The sequence below is a fragment of the uncultured Flavobacterium sp. genome (assembly GCF_963975515.1).
Classification (GTDB): domain Bacteria; phylum Bacteroidota; class Bacteroidia; order Flavobacteriales; family Flavobacteriaceae; genus Flavobacterium.
Window position 1 is genome coordinate 11,922 of the sequence record NZ_CAXBGY010000007.1, and the last position, 15,550, is coordinate 27,471.

Here is a 15,550-nt window from a genome sequence, read left to right on the forward strand (position 1 = left end):
TTGTTTCAGATGAAAATTCAATTAATTTGAAACCTGAAACTTTTAAAATGCTATTTTTATTATCCATTAACTAATAAAGTTGACATTCCTCCATCAACATGTAAAATTTGACCGCTCATCCAACTGCTATTTTCGCTTAGTAAAAAGCTTGCCATTTGAGCAATATCTTCGGGTTGTCCAAATCGTTTTAACGGATGACGTTCCGAAGATTTTTCCTTTTTCACATCATTATTTAAAAATTTATCCGCTAAAGGAGTATCCGTTAAAGATGGTGCAATTACATTAACCCTGATTTTTGGAGCATATTCAGCAGCTAAAGCTTTAGCAAAACCTTCGATTGCACCTTTTGAAGCAGCGACACTTGTATGAAAAGGCATTCCCATACTTGCGGCAACACTACTAAACAAAACAATACTAGATTGGTTTGAAGCTGTTAAATTAGGCAAAAGAGCTTGAATAACCTTCACCATTCCAATAAAATTGATTTGCAAATCGTTTTCAAAGGCTTCAATTTTTAATCCTTTAAAGGGTCTTAAATTAATGCTTCCTGGTAAATAGACTAAACCATCTATAACTTCTGGTAATTTTGATGTATCTAATGTGTCTGCTGTTACATCAAATGGAATATGAGTTACGTTTAAATTTGCTAATTCTTCATTTGTTCTACTGGCTACAAATACGTTATTGTTCACTTGTAGTTCTTTGGCTAACGCTAAACCAATTCCGTATGAACCTCCAATTAATAGTATATTTTTCATGATTTTATTTTTTAAATTCTCCGAACATTTCAATTAATTTTTTTCTTCTGTATTCGAAGATTTCGTTTAGTTTAGGTTGAACAACAAAAGGATGCACCATTTGACCTAAAATTCCCATTGGAACTTTATAGTCTACAATATCTTCCATTTCAACACCGCCATCTATTTCTTTTAAAAAATGTTTGTGATGCCATAATGCATATGGCCCAAAACGTTGTTCATCTACAAAAAACTTTTTATCTACAACGTGTGTGATTTCTGTAACCCATTTTGTTTTGATACCTAAAACTGGAGTGACTATATATTGAATAAGCTGTCCTGGATACATTGGCCTATCAGCTCCAGAAAGTATTTCAAATCCCATATAATCAGGAGTTATTGTTTTTAAATTTCTTGGATTGGATAAAAATTCCCAAGCCTCATCTAAAGAAATAGGTAAGTTTTGTTTTGTATGTAAGGTGTAGATTTTCATTTATTTTTTTTGTAAAGATAATTATTGTTTAATGAATTGCAAAAAAGATTAAACAAAATATTTTAATTTTTAGAAAGCTTTAACATAAGTTTGATGAATATTGTTTAATTTCGTAGGATTAAAAAAAACAATATCATGAAAAAAGTATTTTTATCAGTTCTAGCATTTGTAAGTATTGCTGCAACTGCTCAAGTAAAAACACCACAATCTAGCCCTAGCTCAAAGGTGGAACAAGTTGTAGGTTTAACAACTATTGAAGTTAATTATTCTCGTCCAAGTGCAAAAGGAAGAACAGTTTTTGGAGAATTAGTTCCTTATGGTTCTATGTGGCGAACAGGTGCAAATGCAAATACTACTGTTACATTTTCAGAAAATGTAAAAATTGAAGGTAAAGATTTAGCAAAAGGGACTTATGCATTATTTACAACGCCAAAAGCAGATAGTTGGGACGTCTATTTTTACAAAACTACTGACAATTGGGGAACACCAGAAAAATGGGATGATTCACAAGTTGCGGCTAAAGTAAATGTGAAACCTGCTTCAACATCAAGAAATATTGAAAGTTTTACTATTTCAGTAAACGATATTACTAATGATAATGCAACTTTAAATTTAGAATGGGAGAAAACTATTGTTCCAATTAAAATTGAAGTTCCAACAAAAGAAACTGCAATTTCAAGCATCGAAAAAACTTTAGCTGGACCAAAAGCTGGTGATTATTTTTCTGCTGCACAGTATTATTTTCAATCAAACGGTGATATGAACAAAGCTTTAACTTGGGTTAATCAAGCGATTGATTTAACTGAAAAAGGTAAAGATGCTCCATTCTGGTATTTACGTCAAAAATCATTAATTCAAGCAAAATTAAATGATAAAAAAGGTGCTATTGAAACTGCAAAATTATCTTTAGCAGGAGCAATTAAAGCTGGAAACAAAGATTATGAAAAAATGAATAACGATTCAATTGCTGAATGGTCTAAAAAATAAGAATATACTTTTTTAAGTACTAGAAAAAGCCTTTCATAATTGAAAGGCTTTTTTTGTATACTATTTGAGTTATTAGTCTTCTAGCTTTATGCTTCAGTTAACGAATCTTTACTATTCAAAAAGCGTTGAATACTTAACGATAAAATAATTGTTAATATCGCTCCAATGAAGTTTAACCAAAGGAAACTAACTATATCAATATAGAAAATATAAAAGATTGTTAATTGGCTAATACAGGCTGCAATAAATATCGCTTTTCCTTTTACATATTGGATATAAAATCCGACAAGGAAAATACCTAAAACAGTTCCGTAGAATACAGACCCAATGATGTTTACTAATTGAATTAAGTTTTCAAATAGTGAACTAATACAAGCAAAACCAATTGCTACTAATCCCCAAAATAGTGTGAAATATTGTGTAGCATAAACATAATGTTTGTCTGATTTACCTTCTTTATTTCTTTTGTAAATATCTATTGTAGATGTCGCTGCTAATGAGTTTAAACCAGAAGCACTTGATGACATGGCTGCACTAAAAATTACAGCTAATAATAAGCCTAAAATTCCTTTTGGCAAATGATGTAGTATGAAATATAAGAAAACATAATCTTTATCATTTGTTTCGGCTTTTGAATCTGATTTAGCAATTAAATTTTTAGCATCTTCACGCAATTCTTTTTCTTGAAGCGATAGATTTTGCATTTTCTTTTTTAATGCATTGTTATCATATTCTAAATTTAATTGCTCAATATAAATATGATTGATAACGTTTTTTTCTTCATTGATGATATTTAATTTGTCTTCCAATTTATTATAATCGGCTTTGTATTTAGAATTTTCAATATTCGTTACATTAGTGGGATTAAAATGCAAAGGAGCGCTATTAAATTGATAAAATACAAATACCAAAACTCCAGTTAAAAGAATAAAAAACTGCATTGGAACTTTTAAAAGACCATTCATAATCAATCCCATTTGGCTTTCTTTGATTGACTTTCCTGAAAGATAACGACCAACTTGCGATTGATCTGTTCCAAAGTAAGAAAGCATTAAGAAAAATCCACCTGTAATTCCACTCCAAAATGTATAACGTGTTTCTGGATTGTAAGAGAAGTCTAGAATATCCATTTTGCCGTTTGCACCAGCGATTTTTAAGGTGTTAAAGAAATCTAATTGCTCAGGTAATTGGTTTAAAATGATAACAAATGTAATTACCATTCCACTAAAAATGACAAACATTTGTTGTTTCTGAGTAACATTTACAGCTTTTGTACCACCAGTTACTGTGTAGACAATAACTAGGAGCCCAATGATTATGTTTAACATAAATAAATTCCAACCTAATAAAGCTGAAAGTATAATAGCTGGAGCATAAATTGTAATTCCAGTTCCTAAACCTCTTTGAATTAAGAATAAAATGGCTGCTAATGTTCTTGTTTTAACATCAAAACGCTGTTCTAAATATTCATAAGCTGTGTAAACTTTTAACTTGTGATAAATAGGAATAAATGTATATGCAATAACTACCATTGCCAAAGGCAATCCAAAATAGAACTGTACAAATCCCATTCCGTCATGATAAGCTTGTCCTGGTGTGGAAAGAAAAGTAATAGCGCTTGCTTGAGTCGCCATAACCGAAATTCCAACTGTAAACCAAGGAGTTTCGTTGTTTCCTAAAATATAATCTTTAACATTAGCACTTCCTTTTGTCTTTATAGCTCCATAAATTACAATAAAGAGTAGTGTAACCGATAATACAATCCAATCTAAATTTGCCATATTAAGTGAACATTTGCATTAATAAATAGAACACTAATATGTAAAGAGCGTTCACCACCAAAACGATGCTATAACTCATTTTCCATTTGTTTTTCTCATTTTCCATAGTTTGTGTATTTCAATCCTTTCGGAGTTTTAAATTCCAAAAGGGTTTTGTAAGTATAATTATTCTAAAGCAATAATGTTTGCCAACAATCTATAAGCACCACTAACACCTTCAGGTAATTCTCTAAAGAAACTTAAACCTGTGTAAATGTAATTTCCTTTTCCGTATTTTGCGATTAATAAAGCTCCTTTTGTAGGTGTTTCACCTTCATCGTTAGCTTGTAATATTGGTGTGAATTCTGAAGCATATTCATCAGGATAATATAATCCTTGTTCTTGTACCCAACCTTCAAAATCTTTAGATGTAATCTTATTTGGAGTATTTAAAACTGCATGATCAGGAGCTAAAAATGTAATTTTCGCATTTTCATTTGTAACTCTATCTCTTGAAATTTTTAATTCATAAGGAGCAATTTCTTCCGTTACTAAACCTCTGTTGGTATTGTATTGAACTATTACATTTCCACCATTTTTAACATACTCAAATAGGATTTTGTTTTTGAATGCTAATTCATCAATTACATTAAAAGCACGAATTCCTACAAGAATAGCATCATAATTTTGAAGTTTATCTAATGAAATATCTGATGGATTAATTGTTGTGACTTTGAAACCTAAATTTTCTAAATTACTTCCAACTTCATCACCAGCACCTTTGATGTAACCAATATTTTTTCCTTTAGTTTGAATGTCTAATTTAACTAATTTAGAAGTTGAAGGTTGTAAAATGGTCTGTTTTGGAATATGAGGATAATTGATTTCAATAAGTTCTTGGTTGAATTTTTTTCCATTCATTGAAACCACTGCTTCTAAAGTAGAAGTGCTTTCTGATTTTGGAGGAAAAACTTTAAAAGTCACAGTTCGCTCGTCATTTTTTTGAGGAATTTCAAAAGCAATTGATGCTGGTTCAACTTTCCAAGTTTTATCTACGTTTAAAGATAAAGTTCCTTTTGTGTTTTCGGTTTGTGAAATGATTTTAACCTGAATTTCTTTCGGTTGATTGTCATTAAAAATCGATACTTTATTTACAATGTTTGTCGTAACTTCAGGTAAAACCGTGAAAGGAATATACGTTTCTCCAAATTCAGGATCATTTTTCTTGTAGACAACATTTTTGACGAATTCAATTGTTGTTCCTTCAATATTTACAGAAAAAGTTATAGGAAATTGTAATGTTTCTTCAGGTGAAATTCGGATTGCTTTGTTCGAAACTTTATACATTCCAACAGTTGGAGTTTCTTTTAACCAAAATAAATTGGAGTAATCAAAATCAGTTGGAATTTTATTATTTTCTAACTTTAAACTAATTTTTGAATTGTTCTTTAAAGCTATATTTTTTTCTGAAGCCGTTTTATTTCCAAATGAAACTGAATTCAATGTCATATTTGCATCACTACGATTAATAGCTTCAATATTTAAGGAATAAGTATCCGATTTCGTGACTTTTTCAGAAGAACTAATAGCTTCTAAATATAAGCCAGAACATGCTTGAATTAAATTTGAAAGCTCATTTAGTTTAATTTTTTTCCAATGTGAATCTTCTAATTTTTGAAGCATTTTATAAGCTTCAACCAATTGTGGAATATGTTTTTCAGGATTTTTGAAATTGAAATTGTCTTCAATTGGATTTAATATTTTTCCAATAGCATCACCACCTTTTATTCGGTTCCAAGAAGTGTCAATTCCTTCAAAAATATTATCAGATGAAGGCATATTTCCTTTTAAAAGTTCTAAATATTCTGTTTCATCACCACGAGAACCTGTTGAACCAAATCCTTGACAACGGTGTTGACTTCTACTTAAAGCTGCAATTTCAAAATTACTTTTCCCTAAAATAGGGAAGAAGACATTTGCATTAATAGCTAACAAGTTACTTTTGTCAGCTTTATCAAAAGCTTCTTGGCTTCCATAAAACCAATAAGAAGTATTAAAAAACACTCGTTTTGGTTTGTTTTTAATTAAATCATACGCTTCCAAACTTAACATTGCACTTGCTGTGTGATGACCATGAGTTGTTCCTGGTGAACGATGATCAAAACGATTGATGATAATATCTGGTTGAAAAGTTTCTATGGTTTGAATGACATCATCTAAAACTTCTTGTTTGTTCCAAATGGTAAATGTTTCAGAAGGTACTTTTGAATATCCAAAATCATTGGCACGAGAGAAAAACTGTTGTCCACCATCAATTCTTCGAGCCGCTAAAAGTTCTTGTGTTCTAATGGCTCCTAATTGTTCTCGCAATTGTGGTCCAATTAAGTTTTGTCCACCATCACCACGAGTTAATGATAAATAAGCAGTTTGAGCATGATAATGATTAGAGAAATATGAAATTAATCGTGTGTTTTCATCATCTGGATGCGCTGCTAAATATAAAACAGAACCTAAAAAGTTTAGTTTTTTAACTTGTTCGTAGATTTCTCCAGTAGCAGGTTTTTTGGGTTGTTGTGCGTTTACAACTATGAAAGAGAATAGAAATAATAGTACAAATTTGAATTTTGACTGATGCATTTTAACTTTTTTATTGGCAATAGCCTCAAAAATAGCAATTATAAATTTGTTGTGAAGTGTTTTCTCAAATTTTGGAATTTCTTTAACAAAAAGTTAAGAGCAACAACTTAGTAGTTATTGCTCTTAATTAGTAAATTAAAATACTTTTTAAGTTGTATTTTGAGTTTTTGGAATTACAATAATAAAATTAAAAGTAATATAATTACTATAATTGCACCAACAGATAAATAAACTCCATTTCCAGTTGATCTTAATTCTTTTTTGATTGATCTAACCTCTTTTCTAAGTTCTTTTCTTTCAGATCTAGATAAATCGGATTTATCCATTTCCTTGATTTCCTCTAAACGATCAAGCATTACTTGAACTTTTGCAGGAACTTCTGAATTTGGATTTGCATTAATTGTTTCGTTTGCAAATGTTAATGTTGGAATTAATGTCATAGTTAAGACCATAAGTAGAGTCATAAAAGACATTTTGTTGATAATAGTTTTCATAATGTTTGGATTAAATTAGTTTTAATTATAATGTAAAGTTCTCTAAATTATATAAAAACATGTTACATAATTTTAAGACATACTTATATAATTTTCATTAACTATTTATATTCTATAATTTTAGGTTTGGAGAAATCGAAGTTTTGGAACCCTATATCGTCTGTTTTAAAAGCATTAGTTTTAAAAATATTATTTCCATCACCAGGAATATTTGGAAAAAATGAAAATGAGATTTGAAAACTATCAAAAACCAAATAATCATTACTAATTACTAAACCAGCTCCAAACTGAGAAAACATTTTACTTCTCGTAAAGTGGTTGTTATCATCACTAAGCATTCCGAAAGTATAACTTAGAAAAGGATTTAAACGAAATCCTCCTAAATTCCAAGGAGAATAGCCTTGAGTTTGAAAAGTCATCAACAACTTTTTTGTACCAAATAGAACGTCACTATTAAAACCTCTAATTCCGTAATTATCATTTAAGGTAACTCTATCAAATCTTGAATCAATTCTATTCGTTCCAATAATTAGTTCAGGTTTAATAAATTGTCTGAATTTCCATTTTTTACCTTCTATTAAATTGGTAAAATAAATCAGTTTTACCGAAAGTGTTGTTTGTTCGGATGAATTTTTATAAAAAGTACCATATTCAATATTTGAACTCAAATAACCCCAGTTGTAAAATTTCCCCAAGCTAAATCTACCTCCATAATAGTAGCGATACTCATCATTTTTACGCTGAAAACCACTTGTTATTCCGTAAACAACTCCCGTTGGTATGTCTTCAATTACTCCATAATTAAAAACATATTTTTCTTGTTTAAATTGTCTAGATGCAACCCCGATACCTACCAAATATAATTGTTCGTTGGAATAAAAATCTTTCTCATCATATAATGGAGAAGCTTTTTCTAAATAATTTGTTCGATAAAAACGTGCTGACGTTATCAATTTTGTTGTTCTGTCGCTTTCTGAGTTTCCATTAAAAATTTTAAAAGATCTTCCAACCCAATAATCTTGATCGTTATATTTAAAATTTTGTTTATCACTAATAAATGTAGTGTCAATAGGGATTTCGCTTCTAAATTGTTGTCCAACTTTAATTCCACCAGCCCAATTCAAAAATGCAGAAACAAAAGGTCTTTCAATATTTACACTTTTTGAGTAATTTCCATCTAAATCAATATAATAATTTAGTCTAGTACTTATATATGTGTTTTTGAAATTTGGGACTATGTAATCAACACTATAAGCATTATCACTGTTGCTTAAACTTTTTTGATATGAATTTTTTAATTGATGTCCAAAGCCTAGAAAATTATATTCATTTAATTCGAAAGTTGATTTGTTGGTTGACGATGAAAAATTAGGAACAGTACTCCAAGAATCTAAAACTTTGATATGGATATCTACTGAATCTGATTTTTTTGAAACTAAATTGGCTTCAATTTCAACTCTTCTAACATATTTTTGACTTCTTATAATACGTTTTGAGTCTTTTAATAACAAAACATCTAAAGGTTTATTTCTCTTAAATAACAATAGATTTTTAATAGTCCAATTACTTGTTTTGTCATGAATTGAATTTCCAACTCGTTCTAAATAATTTCTAGGTTTTTTGGTGCTATCTGTAACAGAAAAACCAAAAGGATCCATAACTTCAATAGTTATATTTCTCACAATTTTACCTTCAAAATTGGAGTAGTTTTCTTCAATTTTCTTGATAATTTTAGTAGAATCAACGTTTACTTCTTTAGTTGGTTCAAAGATAAGTTTGTGTAAATATTTCGTAAAACGACCCTTTTTAGAATAGTTTTCAATGTCTTTATATATTTTTACACTATCTTTCTCCTTAGGATTTGTTTGAGAAAAACCCGAAGTACAATAGAGAAATACAAATAGAAATAACAATACGATTCTATTACTATTCATTTTATAATGATTTTTTATAACTGAAAACAGGCTAATTTTATTTATTAATCTGTAAACTCTTTTACTTCAGAATGATTTTTTAAAACTGAAATTCCTTTTTGCATTAGGATGTTATTTGGATAAGTAACGGTTTCACCTTCTTCGGTTTTTAAAAGAATATAAAATGCTTTAATGTCAATGATTTCACCAGAAATTGGAAAATCTTTATCTAAAATTTTAATATGATCTCCAATTTTAAAAGGGAATGCAAAAAATATAATTATTCCTGCTGTAATATTACTTAATAACGACCATTGTGCAAACGCAGCAACACCAACTACAGTAAAAATTGAAGAAATAAATAGAAAAAGTTGGTCTTTTTTTACACCCCAAATTACCACAATCGTAATAATAGCTAATAAACCAATTAGAAAATTGACATATTTAATAACTAAATTTGTTCTATGCTCTAAAGCTTCATGAGTCTTTGCGTATTTTCTAATTCCTTTGGCAAAGAAATAACGCAGCATAAAAACCACGACTAAAACAACTAGTGTATAAATTTCTTGGTCAATATATTTATTTTGAATGATATCAAGCATATTCTTTTAGTTTAGCATACAATTTATCAACTGGTAAACCCACAACATTAGGATAAGAACCTTCAATTTTAGATATTCCGATTAAGCCTATCCATTCTTGAATTCCGTATGCACCAGCTTTGTCAAAAGGTTTGAAATTTGTAATGTAATAATCAATTTCTTCTTTGCTCAAATTTACAAAAGTCACTTTAGTAATACTATGAAAGACTTCTGATTTTAACGAAGTTTTAATACAAACCGAAGTTATGACTTCATGCGTTTTTCCTGCCATTGAGTGAATCATTTCAAAGGCTTCATCATAATCTTTTGGTTTGCCTAAAGCTTTATTTTCATGCCAAACAATAGTGTCACTAGTAATTAAAATTTCGTTTTCAGCTATTTTTTTTTCAAAGGCATTTGCTTTCAATTCTGCTAAAAAATCAGTGATTTGATGATGTTTTAAGTTGTTAGGATAGATTTCTTCCACTTCTTTTAATTGAATGGAAAAATCTAAACCTAATTCTTTGCAATATTGTTGCCTTCTTGGAGAACCAGAAGCTAAAATGATTTTTTTATTTGGTAGAAAATTATCCAACGTTTGAAATTTGATTTAAGTTATAAGTAATGACGATTATTGATAAAATTCCTGTAATCATGACAATTTTAAGAACTGTACTTAGGTGATTAAAATCTTTTTGTGTTTTAGCTTGCCAAAGTTTAACAATAAAATAAAGCATTGGAGCAACAATAAAAGCTAAAGTATAATAAATTACATATTCTAAATTAGTAAAATTTGCATTCAAATAATAGAGTAGTGTAATCAATGGAATAAAACTTAATCCGAAAACTACTTTTTGTGTTTTTTCTTTTCCTAAATAAATTGGTAAAGTGTTCATTCCGGTTTTTAGATCACCATCATAATCTTCAATATCTTTTACAACTTCTCTGATGAAAGTTAGTAAGAAAGCAAAAATGGCATAATCGATAATAATCTGAAATAAAATACCTAAAAATTGTTGATTTTCAGCAATTATCATTGGATATAAATCGAAAATTCCAACCAATAAAATACTAAAAGCAACAAGGAAAGAAACCAAGAAATTTCCAGCTAAAAGACTTTGTTTAAATTGAGTTGCATAAAGATAAAGAATAAAAGCAACCACAATAAAAACAGCAGCAAAGCTTTCTTTAAAAACGATATTTGCTACAAAAAATCCAATTAAAACGCCAATAATATTTAAGGCAATATAATAGTTATAAGCTCTTGTTTCTGATATGTATTTACCAACAATTACTTTTTCGGGTTTAGAAATAGCATCAGTTTCTTGATCGACAATATTATTGATGATGTAACCAGCAGCAGCAATACAAACCGTTGCGATGATTAGTAAAATAAACTCAACATCATTTAATGCAACTAGTAAACCTTTTTGTTGTTTTAAAAATCCAAAGTGAAAAACAGCTTGGACAAGGGCTATGATTAGTAAGTTTTGGTAACGTATTAGTTTTAGGAAATTCATATATTTAGTGTTCAGTGTTCAGTGTTCAGTGCTCAGTTTTTTAGTTTTCAGTTTTTACTCCGAATTTACTTGGATATAAAATCATGTAGTTTATTAGTTTTCCAACTTCATTGTTTTTTTCTGTTAAAAGTTGAAACGTTTCTTTTGAAATATAATTGCAAGCAAATGCAAATTCTAGCCAAGTTTGTGTTTCAGAATTTTCGGCATCACAATCCGTTAATTTACTATGAAAATGTTTTGGATAATCTCTTTTTCTATAAGCTTCAGCAATATTTGCACAAACACTTCTTGAACTTCTTCTAACTTGGTCCGTTAAAGAATAAATTTCTTCTTTAGGAAATGATTTTGAAGTTTCAAAAATATTCATCGCAACTTCAAAACCTTTTTTATAAGCCAATAAATCTTGATATTTCATTTTTAAATAATTATAAACTGCCTACTTAATACTGAACACTGAACACTTTTAATCTAGTCAAACTTCGCATCAAAATGCTCCATCCATTTGCCTTGGACTTTCATAACTTGTTCGATTACGTCTCTAACGCAACCTTTTCCACCATTGATGTGCGAAATGTATTTGCTTATGTTTTTGATTTCTGGAACAGCGTTTTGTGGACAAGTTGGTAATCCAACTAATTTCATCACATGAAAATCTGGAATATCATCACCCATGTATAAAACTTGTTCAGGTTTGATGTTGTATAATTCGATAAACTCGTTGAACGTTTCTACTTTATTTGGAACACCTAAATGAATATCGGTGATTCCTAAATTGCGTAAACGAACACGAACACCTTCATTACTTCCGCCAGAAATGATGCAAACCGTGTAGCCATTTTCAACAGCAGCTTTCATGGCATAACCATCGCGAATGTGCATATCACGAAGCATTTCTCCGGTTTGTGTAACGTGAATTGTTCCATCAGTTAAAACACCATCTACATCTAAAATAAATGTAGTGATATCGTTCATTATTTCTTTATAGCTTTTTGACATTTTGTATGGATAATGTTATTTTTTGATATAATTCTTTATAAATCGGATTTTCTAAAGCTTCCAAATGTTTCTGAATCGTTGGCTCATCATTACGAATCGCTGGACCAGTTTGTGCATCAGTTGGAGTTAGGGTTTTTATCTTATTACCTGTTTCTTCAATTAAAGGCTGCAAGATAGCAAAAGGAACGTTATTTTCTTCACAAAGTGCGTTACCAATTTGATACATGTGATTCACAAAATTAGAAACAAAAACGGCTGAAATATGCAAACTTTTACGTTGTTCACCATTTATAGCATAAACCGAATTGGATAAGCTTTTGGCTAAATTTTCTACTGTTTTATAATCACCTACATTTTCAGTTTCTAGGCAAAATGGAACCGATTTCATGTCAACTTCTTTACTTTTTGAAAACGTTTGTAAAGGATAAAAAACACCACGTTTGTGTTTAGGATTAATGACATCAAAACCCATTGTACCAGAAGTGTGAACCACTAATTTATTGGTAAACGGAATTTGATTAGAAACTTCTTCAATAGCTTTATCACTAACCGAAATTACATAGACATCAGCTTCTTTTAAATCACCGAATGAAGTTGTGATTTTAGAGGAATCAATCATATTTTCAAGCGGTTTTTTAGAACGAGCAAATACTTGAACTAAATCAATAGCATCATTGACTTCCATCGATTTTATAAGATGTGAAGCTACATTTCCTGAACCTAAAAGTACGACTTTAATCATTTGGCTAAATTACTATTTTTTTGAAGAATTAAATAGTTAGGAATAAACTTATGTTTTTAATTAAAAAAAAGACTTTTATTTCCTAAAATAGTTTATTTTTGATTTTCCATAATTGATTAAATATGAAGAAATTATACTTTTTAGTGGTTTTAGCCATGAGTTTTGCTACACAAGCACAGATTGTTAATATTCCTGATGCGAATTTTAAAGCGAATTTGTTGGGTGCGAGTTCGAGTAATTATACTGCGTCAACTATTGCTTCACCTTTTGCTTCACCAGGAAATAATTTTGTAAAAATTGACACTAATAACGATGGCGAAATACAAGTTAGTGAGGCACTAGCCATAAAATATTTAAAAATATCTTCTGGTTGAGGTATTACAGATCTAACAGGTATTGAAGCATTTACTAATTTGGAAACTTTAATTTGTTCAAATACTACTTTAACCAGCTTAAATGTTTCTCAAAACACGGCTTTGACTGAATTAAGGTGTGAAAGTATTAATTTAACCAGCTTAAATCTTACTCAAAACACGGCCTTGACTCATTTATATTGTTCAACTAATAATTTAACCAGTTTAAATGTTACTCAAAACACAGCTTTGACTTATTTAAATTGTTACCAGAGTAATTTAACCAGTTTAGACGTTAGTCAAAACACGGCTTTGACTCAACTAAATTGTGCTGATAATAATTTAACCAGTTTAGATGTTACTCAAAACACGGCTTTGATAGTTTTAATTTGTTATTATAATAATTTAACCAGTTTAGACGTTAGTCAAAACACGGCTTTGACTCATTTAGATTGTGGTAGTACTAATTTAACCAGTTTAAATGTTTCTCAAAACACGGCCTTGACTTTTTTAAATTGTTCTAATAATAATTTAACCAGTATAGATGTTACTCAAAACACGGCTTTGACTGATTTAAGGTGTGAAAGTATTAATTTAACCAGTTTAGATGTTACCCAGAATACCGCTTTGATATGGTTATATTGTAATTATAATAATTTAACCAGTTTAGATGTTAGTCAAAATATGAATTTGAAATTACTATATTGTAAGAACAACCAACTTGAAACACTTTTTATAAAAAATAATAATTTAATCTGGTCAGAAAGTACAGGTTCAAATGGTTCTTCATTAATATTTTCCAACAACCCAAACTTAGATTACGTTTGTGCTGATGAAGAAGATGTGGCTATGGTTCAACAAAAAGTAAATACTTATGGTTATTCAACTACATGTACAGTAAATAGTTATTGCAGCTTTACACCTGGTGGTACTTTTTATACAATTGAGGGTATTAATAAGTGGGACTTTGATAATAATGGATGTGATGTTTTAGATTATCCTTTTCCTAATTTAAAATATAATATTGCTAATGGAAATGTTAATGGAATAATAATTTCAAACACATCAGGAAATTATTCCATTCCAGTTCAAGCAGGTACTCACACAATTACACCAGTTTTAGAAAATCCAACTTATTTTAATATAAGTCCAATAAGTTTTGTAGCTAATTTTCCAACACAAACAAGCCCATTAGTTCAAAATTTTTGTGTTACAGCCAATGGAATTCATCATGATGTTGAGATTGTATTAATGCCAACAAATCCAGCTCGTCCTGGTTTTGATGCAAACTATACCATTGTTTATAAAAACAAAGGAAATCAAATTGAAAATGGTTCAGTAACATTAGATTTTAATGATTTAGTTTCAGATTTAGTTTCAGCTAACCCTACATTTTCAAGTCAAGCTACAAATGCAATGACTTGGAATTACACTAATTTGCAACCTTTTGAAACAAGAACTATTGATTTGGTTTTCAATGTTAATGGTCCAACAGAAACTCCAGCTGTAAATATTGGTGATGTTTTAAATTACACAGCTTCAATAACTCCTTTAACAACAGACGAATTTGTTTCTGACAATACTTCTACACTGAATCAAACAGTTGTAGGTTCTTATGATCCAAATGATAAAACTTGTATTGAAGGTACAACCGTTGGTCCAGATATGATTGGTCAATATGTGCATTATGTCATTCGTTTTGAAAATACAGGAACTTATCCAGCAGAAAATGTTGTAGTAAAAGACATGATAGATTTAGCTAAATTTGATGTTAGTACTTTAATTCCTTTGCATTCAAGTCACGATTTTGTAACAAGAATTAATGGTAATAAAGTAGAGTTTATCTTTGAAGGCATCAATTTGCCTTTTGATGATTCAACTAATGATGGTTATGTGGCTTTTAAAATTAAAACAAAATCTAATTTATTAGTTGGTAGTACTTTTAGTAATAACGCTAATATCTATTTTGATTATAATTTTCCGATTACGACAAATACTTTTACATCAACGATTCAAGTTTTGAAAGTTAAAGATTTTGATTTTGGAACACATTTCACTTTATATCCAAATCCAGTAAAAGATGTTTTGAATATTCAATCAAAAGATAACACAACAATCAACTCCATTGAGATTTATAATACATTAGGACAAGTTGTTTTGGCTGTTCCAAATGCAATTTCGACTGTTGATGTTTCCAATTTGCAATCAGGAAATTACTTTGTAAAAGTGAATACGGATTTAGGAGTTTCTAATACAAAGTTTATTAAGGAATAAATAATTATAAAAACAATTTCAATCCAATTAAAATACTATTTTTACTTTTTTAAAAATTAAAAA

At 29.4% G+C, this 15,550-nt stretch carries 15 protein-coding genes; 3 read left to right on the forward strand and 12 right to left on the reverse strand.

Annotation, left to right across the window (positions count from 1 at the left end; all coding sequences use genetic code 11):
• Positions 1–59: 59 nt before the first annotated feature.
• Positions 60–758 (reverse strand): SDR family oxidoreductase, encoded by a 699-nt coding sequence (locus tag AAC008_RS09045; protein ID WP_339888889.1) that lies wholly within the window; start codon positions 756–758, stop codon positions 60–62.
• A 4-nt stretch (positions 759–762) separates the two neighbouring features.
• Positions 763–1,230, reverse strand: a complete 468-nt coding sequence (locus AAC008_RS09050) for an SRPBCC family protein (protein ID WP_339888890.1) — start codon at positions 1,228–1,230, stop codon at positions 763–765.
• A 135-nt stretch (positions 1,231–1,365) separates the two neighbouring features.
• Here AAC008_RS09050 and AAC008_RS09055 point away from each other — a divergent pair, with 135 nt between their 5' ends.
• Positions 1,366–2,217, forward strand: a complete 852-nt coding sequence (locus AAC008_RS09055) for a DUF2911 domain-containing protein (RefSeq protein ID WP_339888891.1) — start codon at positions 1,366–1,368, stop codon at positions 2,215–2,217.
• 86 nt (positions 2,218–2,303) lie between these two features.
• On the opposite strand, the gene AAC008_RS09060 is transcribed toward AAC008_RS09055, so the two are convergent.
• The 10 genes from AAC008_RS09060 to AAC008_RS09105 all read right to left on the reverse strand — a co-directional run bounded on the left by AAC008_RS09060 (position 2,304) and on the right by AAC008_RS09105 (position 12,860).
• Positions 2,304–3,998, reverse strand: a complete 1,695-nt coding sequence (locus AAC008_RS09060) for a sodium:solute symporter (protein WP_339888893.1) — start codon at positions 3,996–3,998, stop codon at positions 2,304–2,306.
• A 165-nt stretch (positions 3,999–4,163) separates the two neighbouring features.
• Positions 4,164–6,614 carry a PIG-L family deacetylase gene (locus AAC008_RS09065; RefSeq protein WP_339888894.1) on the reverse strand — a complete coding sequence of 817 codons (2,451 nt, stop codon included), beginning with the start codon at positions 6,612–6,614 and terminating at the stop codon, positions 4,164–4,166.
• 173 nt (positions 6,615–6,787) lie between these two features.
• Complete coding sequence (locus AAC008_RS09070) at positions 6,788–7,108, reverse strand: hypothetical protein (protein WP_339888896.1); 321 nt, start codon at positions 7,106–7,108, stop codon at positions 6,788–6,790.
• A 101-nt stretch (positions 7,109–7,209) separates the two neighbouring features.
• Positions 7,210–9,042 carry a hypothetical protein gene (locus AAC008_RS09075; RefSeq protein ID WP_339888898.1) on the reverse strand — a complete coding sequence of 611 codons (1,833 nt, stop codon included), beginning with the start codon at positions 9,040–9,042 and terminating at the stop codon, positions 7,210–7,212.
• Between the two features lie 44 nt (positions 9,043–9,086).
• Positions 9,087–9,623: a mechanosensitive ion channel family protein gene (locus AAC008_RS09080; protein WP_339888900.1), complete on the reverse strand. Its 537-nt coding sequence runs from the start codon at positions 9,621–9,623 to the stop codon at positions 9,087–9,089.
• Complete coding sequence (locus tag AAC008_RS09085) at positions 9,616–10,197, reverse strand: Maf-like protein (protein ID WP_339888902.1); 582 nt, start codon at positions 10,195–10,197, stop codon at positions 9,616–9,618. Before AAC008_RS09085 ends, AAC008_RS09080 begins: the two co-directional genes overlap by 8 nt.
• Positions 10,190–11,122: a geranylgeranylglycerol-phosphate geranylgeranyltransferase gene (locus AAC008_RS09090; RefSeq protein ID WP_339888904.1), complete on the reverse strand. Its 933-nt coding sequence runs from the start codon at positions 11,120–11,122 to the stop codon at positions 10,190–10,192. The genes AAC008_RS09085 and AAC008_RS09090 overlap by 8 nt, the downstream gene beginning before the upstream one ends.
• A gap of 40 nt (positions 11,123–11,162) precedes the next feature.
• Positions 11,163–11,537: a four helix bundle protein gene (locus tag AAC008_RS09095; RefSeq protein ID WP_339888906.1), complete on the reverse strand. Its 375-nt coding sequence runs from the start codon at positions 11,535–11,537 to the stop codon at positions 11,163–11,165.
• Between the two features lie 53 nt (positions 11,538–11,590).
• Positions 11,591–12,118 (reverse strand): HAD-IIIA family hydrolase, encoded by a 528-nt coding sequence (locus AAC008_RS09100; protein WP_339888908.1) that lies wholly within the window; start codon positions 12,116–12,118, stop codon positions 11,591–11,593.
• Positions 12,102–12,860 (reverse strand): DUF2520 domain-containing protein, encoded by a 759-nt coding sequence (locus AAC008_RS09105; protein ID WP_339888910.1) that lies wholly within the window; start codon positions 12,858–12,860, stop codon positions 12,102–12,104. The genes AAC008_RS09100 and AAC008_RS09105 overlap by 17 nt, the downstream gene beginning before the upstream one ends.
• A 122-nt stretch (positions 12,861–12,982) precedes the next feature.
• On the opposite strand from AAC008_RS09105, the gene AAC008_RS09110 reads away from it, so the two are divergent.
• Positions 12,983–13,234 (forward strand): hypothetical protein, encoded by a 252-nt coding sequence (locus tag AAC008_RS09110; RefSeq protein WP_339888912.1) that lies wholly within the window; start codon positions 12,983–12,985, stop codon positions 13,232–13,234.
• A 39-nt stretch (positions 13,235–13,273) separates the two neighbouring features.
• Positions 13,274–15,487, forward strand: a complete 2,214-nt coding sequence (locus tag AAC008_RS09115; protein ID WP_339888914.1) for a T9SS type A sorting domain-containing protein — start codon at positions 13,274–13,276, stop codon at positions 15,485–15,487.
• Positions 15,488–15,550 lie beyond the last annotated feature (63 nt).

Bases quoted from the DNA above. Each gene is read 5' to 3' on its own strand.
- AAC008_RS09045 (WP_339888889.1), bottom strand. From the start codon at position 758: ATGAAAAATATACTATTAATTGGAGGTTCATACGGAATTGGTTTAGCG.
- AAC008_RS09050 (WP_339888890.1), bottom strand. From the start codon at position 1,230: ATGAAAATCTACACCTTACATACAAAACAAAACTTACCTATTTCTTTA.
- AAC008_RS09055 (WP_339888891.1), top strand. From the start codon at position 1,366: ATGAAAAAAGTATTTTTATCAGTTCTAGCATTTGTAAGTATTGCTGCA.
- AAC008_RS09060 (WP_339888893.1), bottom strand. From the start codon at position 3,998: ATGGCAAATTTAGATTGGATTGTATTATCGGTTACACTACTCTTTATT.
- AAC008_RS09065 (WP_339888894.1), bottom strand. From the start codon at position 6,614: ATGCATCAGTCAAAATTCAAATTTGTACTATTATTTCTATTCTCTTTC.
- AAC008_RS09070 (WP_339888896.1), bottom strand. From the start codon at position 7,108: ATGAAAACTATTATCAACAAAATGTCTTTTATGACTCTACTTATGGTC.
- AAC008_RS09075 (WP_339888898.1), bottom strand. From the start codon at position 9,042: ATGAATAGTAATAGAATCGTATTGTTATTTCTATTTGTATTTCTCTAT.
- AAC008_RS09080 (WP_339888900.1), bottom strand. From the start codon at position 9,623: ATGCTTGATATCATTCAAAATAAATATATTGACCAAGAAATTTATACA.
- AAC008_RS09090 (WP_339888904.1), bottom strand. From the start codon at position 11,122: ATGAATTTCCTAAAACTAATACGTTACCAAAACTTACTAATCATAGCC.
- AAC008_RS09095 (WP_339888906.1), bottom strand. From the start codon at position 11,537: ATGAAATATCAAGATTTATTGGCTTATAAAAAAGGTTTTGAAGTTGCG.
- AAC008_RS09100 (WP_339888908.1), bottom strand. From the start codon at position 12,118: ATGTCAAAAAGCTATAAAGAAATAATGAACGATATCACTACATTTATT.
- AAC008_RS09105 (WP_339888910.1), bottom strand. From the start codon at position 12,860: ATGATTAAAGTCGTACTTTTAGGTTCAGGAAATGTAGCTTCACATCTT.
- AAC008_RS09110 (WP_339888912.1), top strand. From the start codon at position 12,983: ATGAAGAAATTATACTTTTTAGTGGTTTTAGCCATGAGTTTTGCTACA.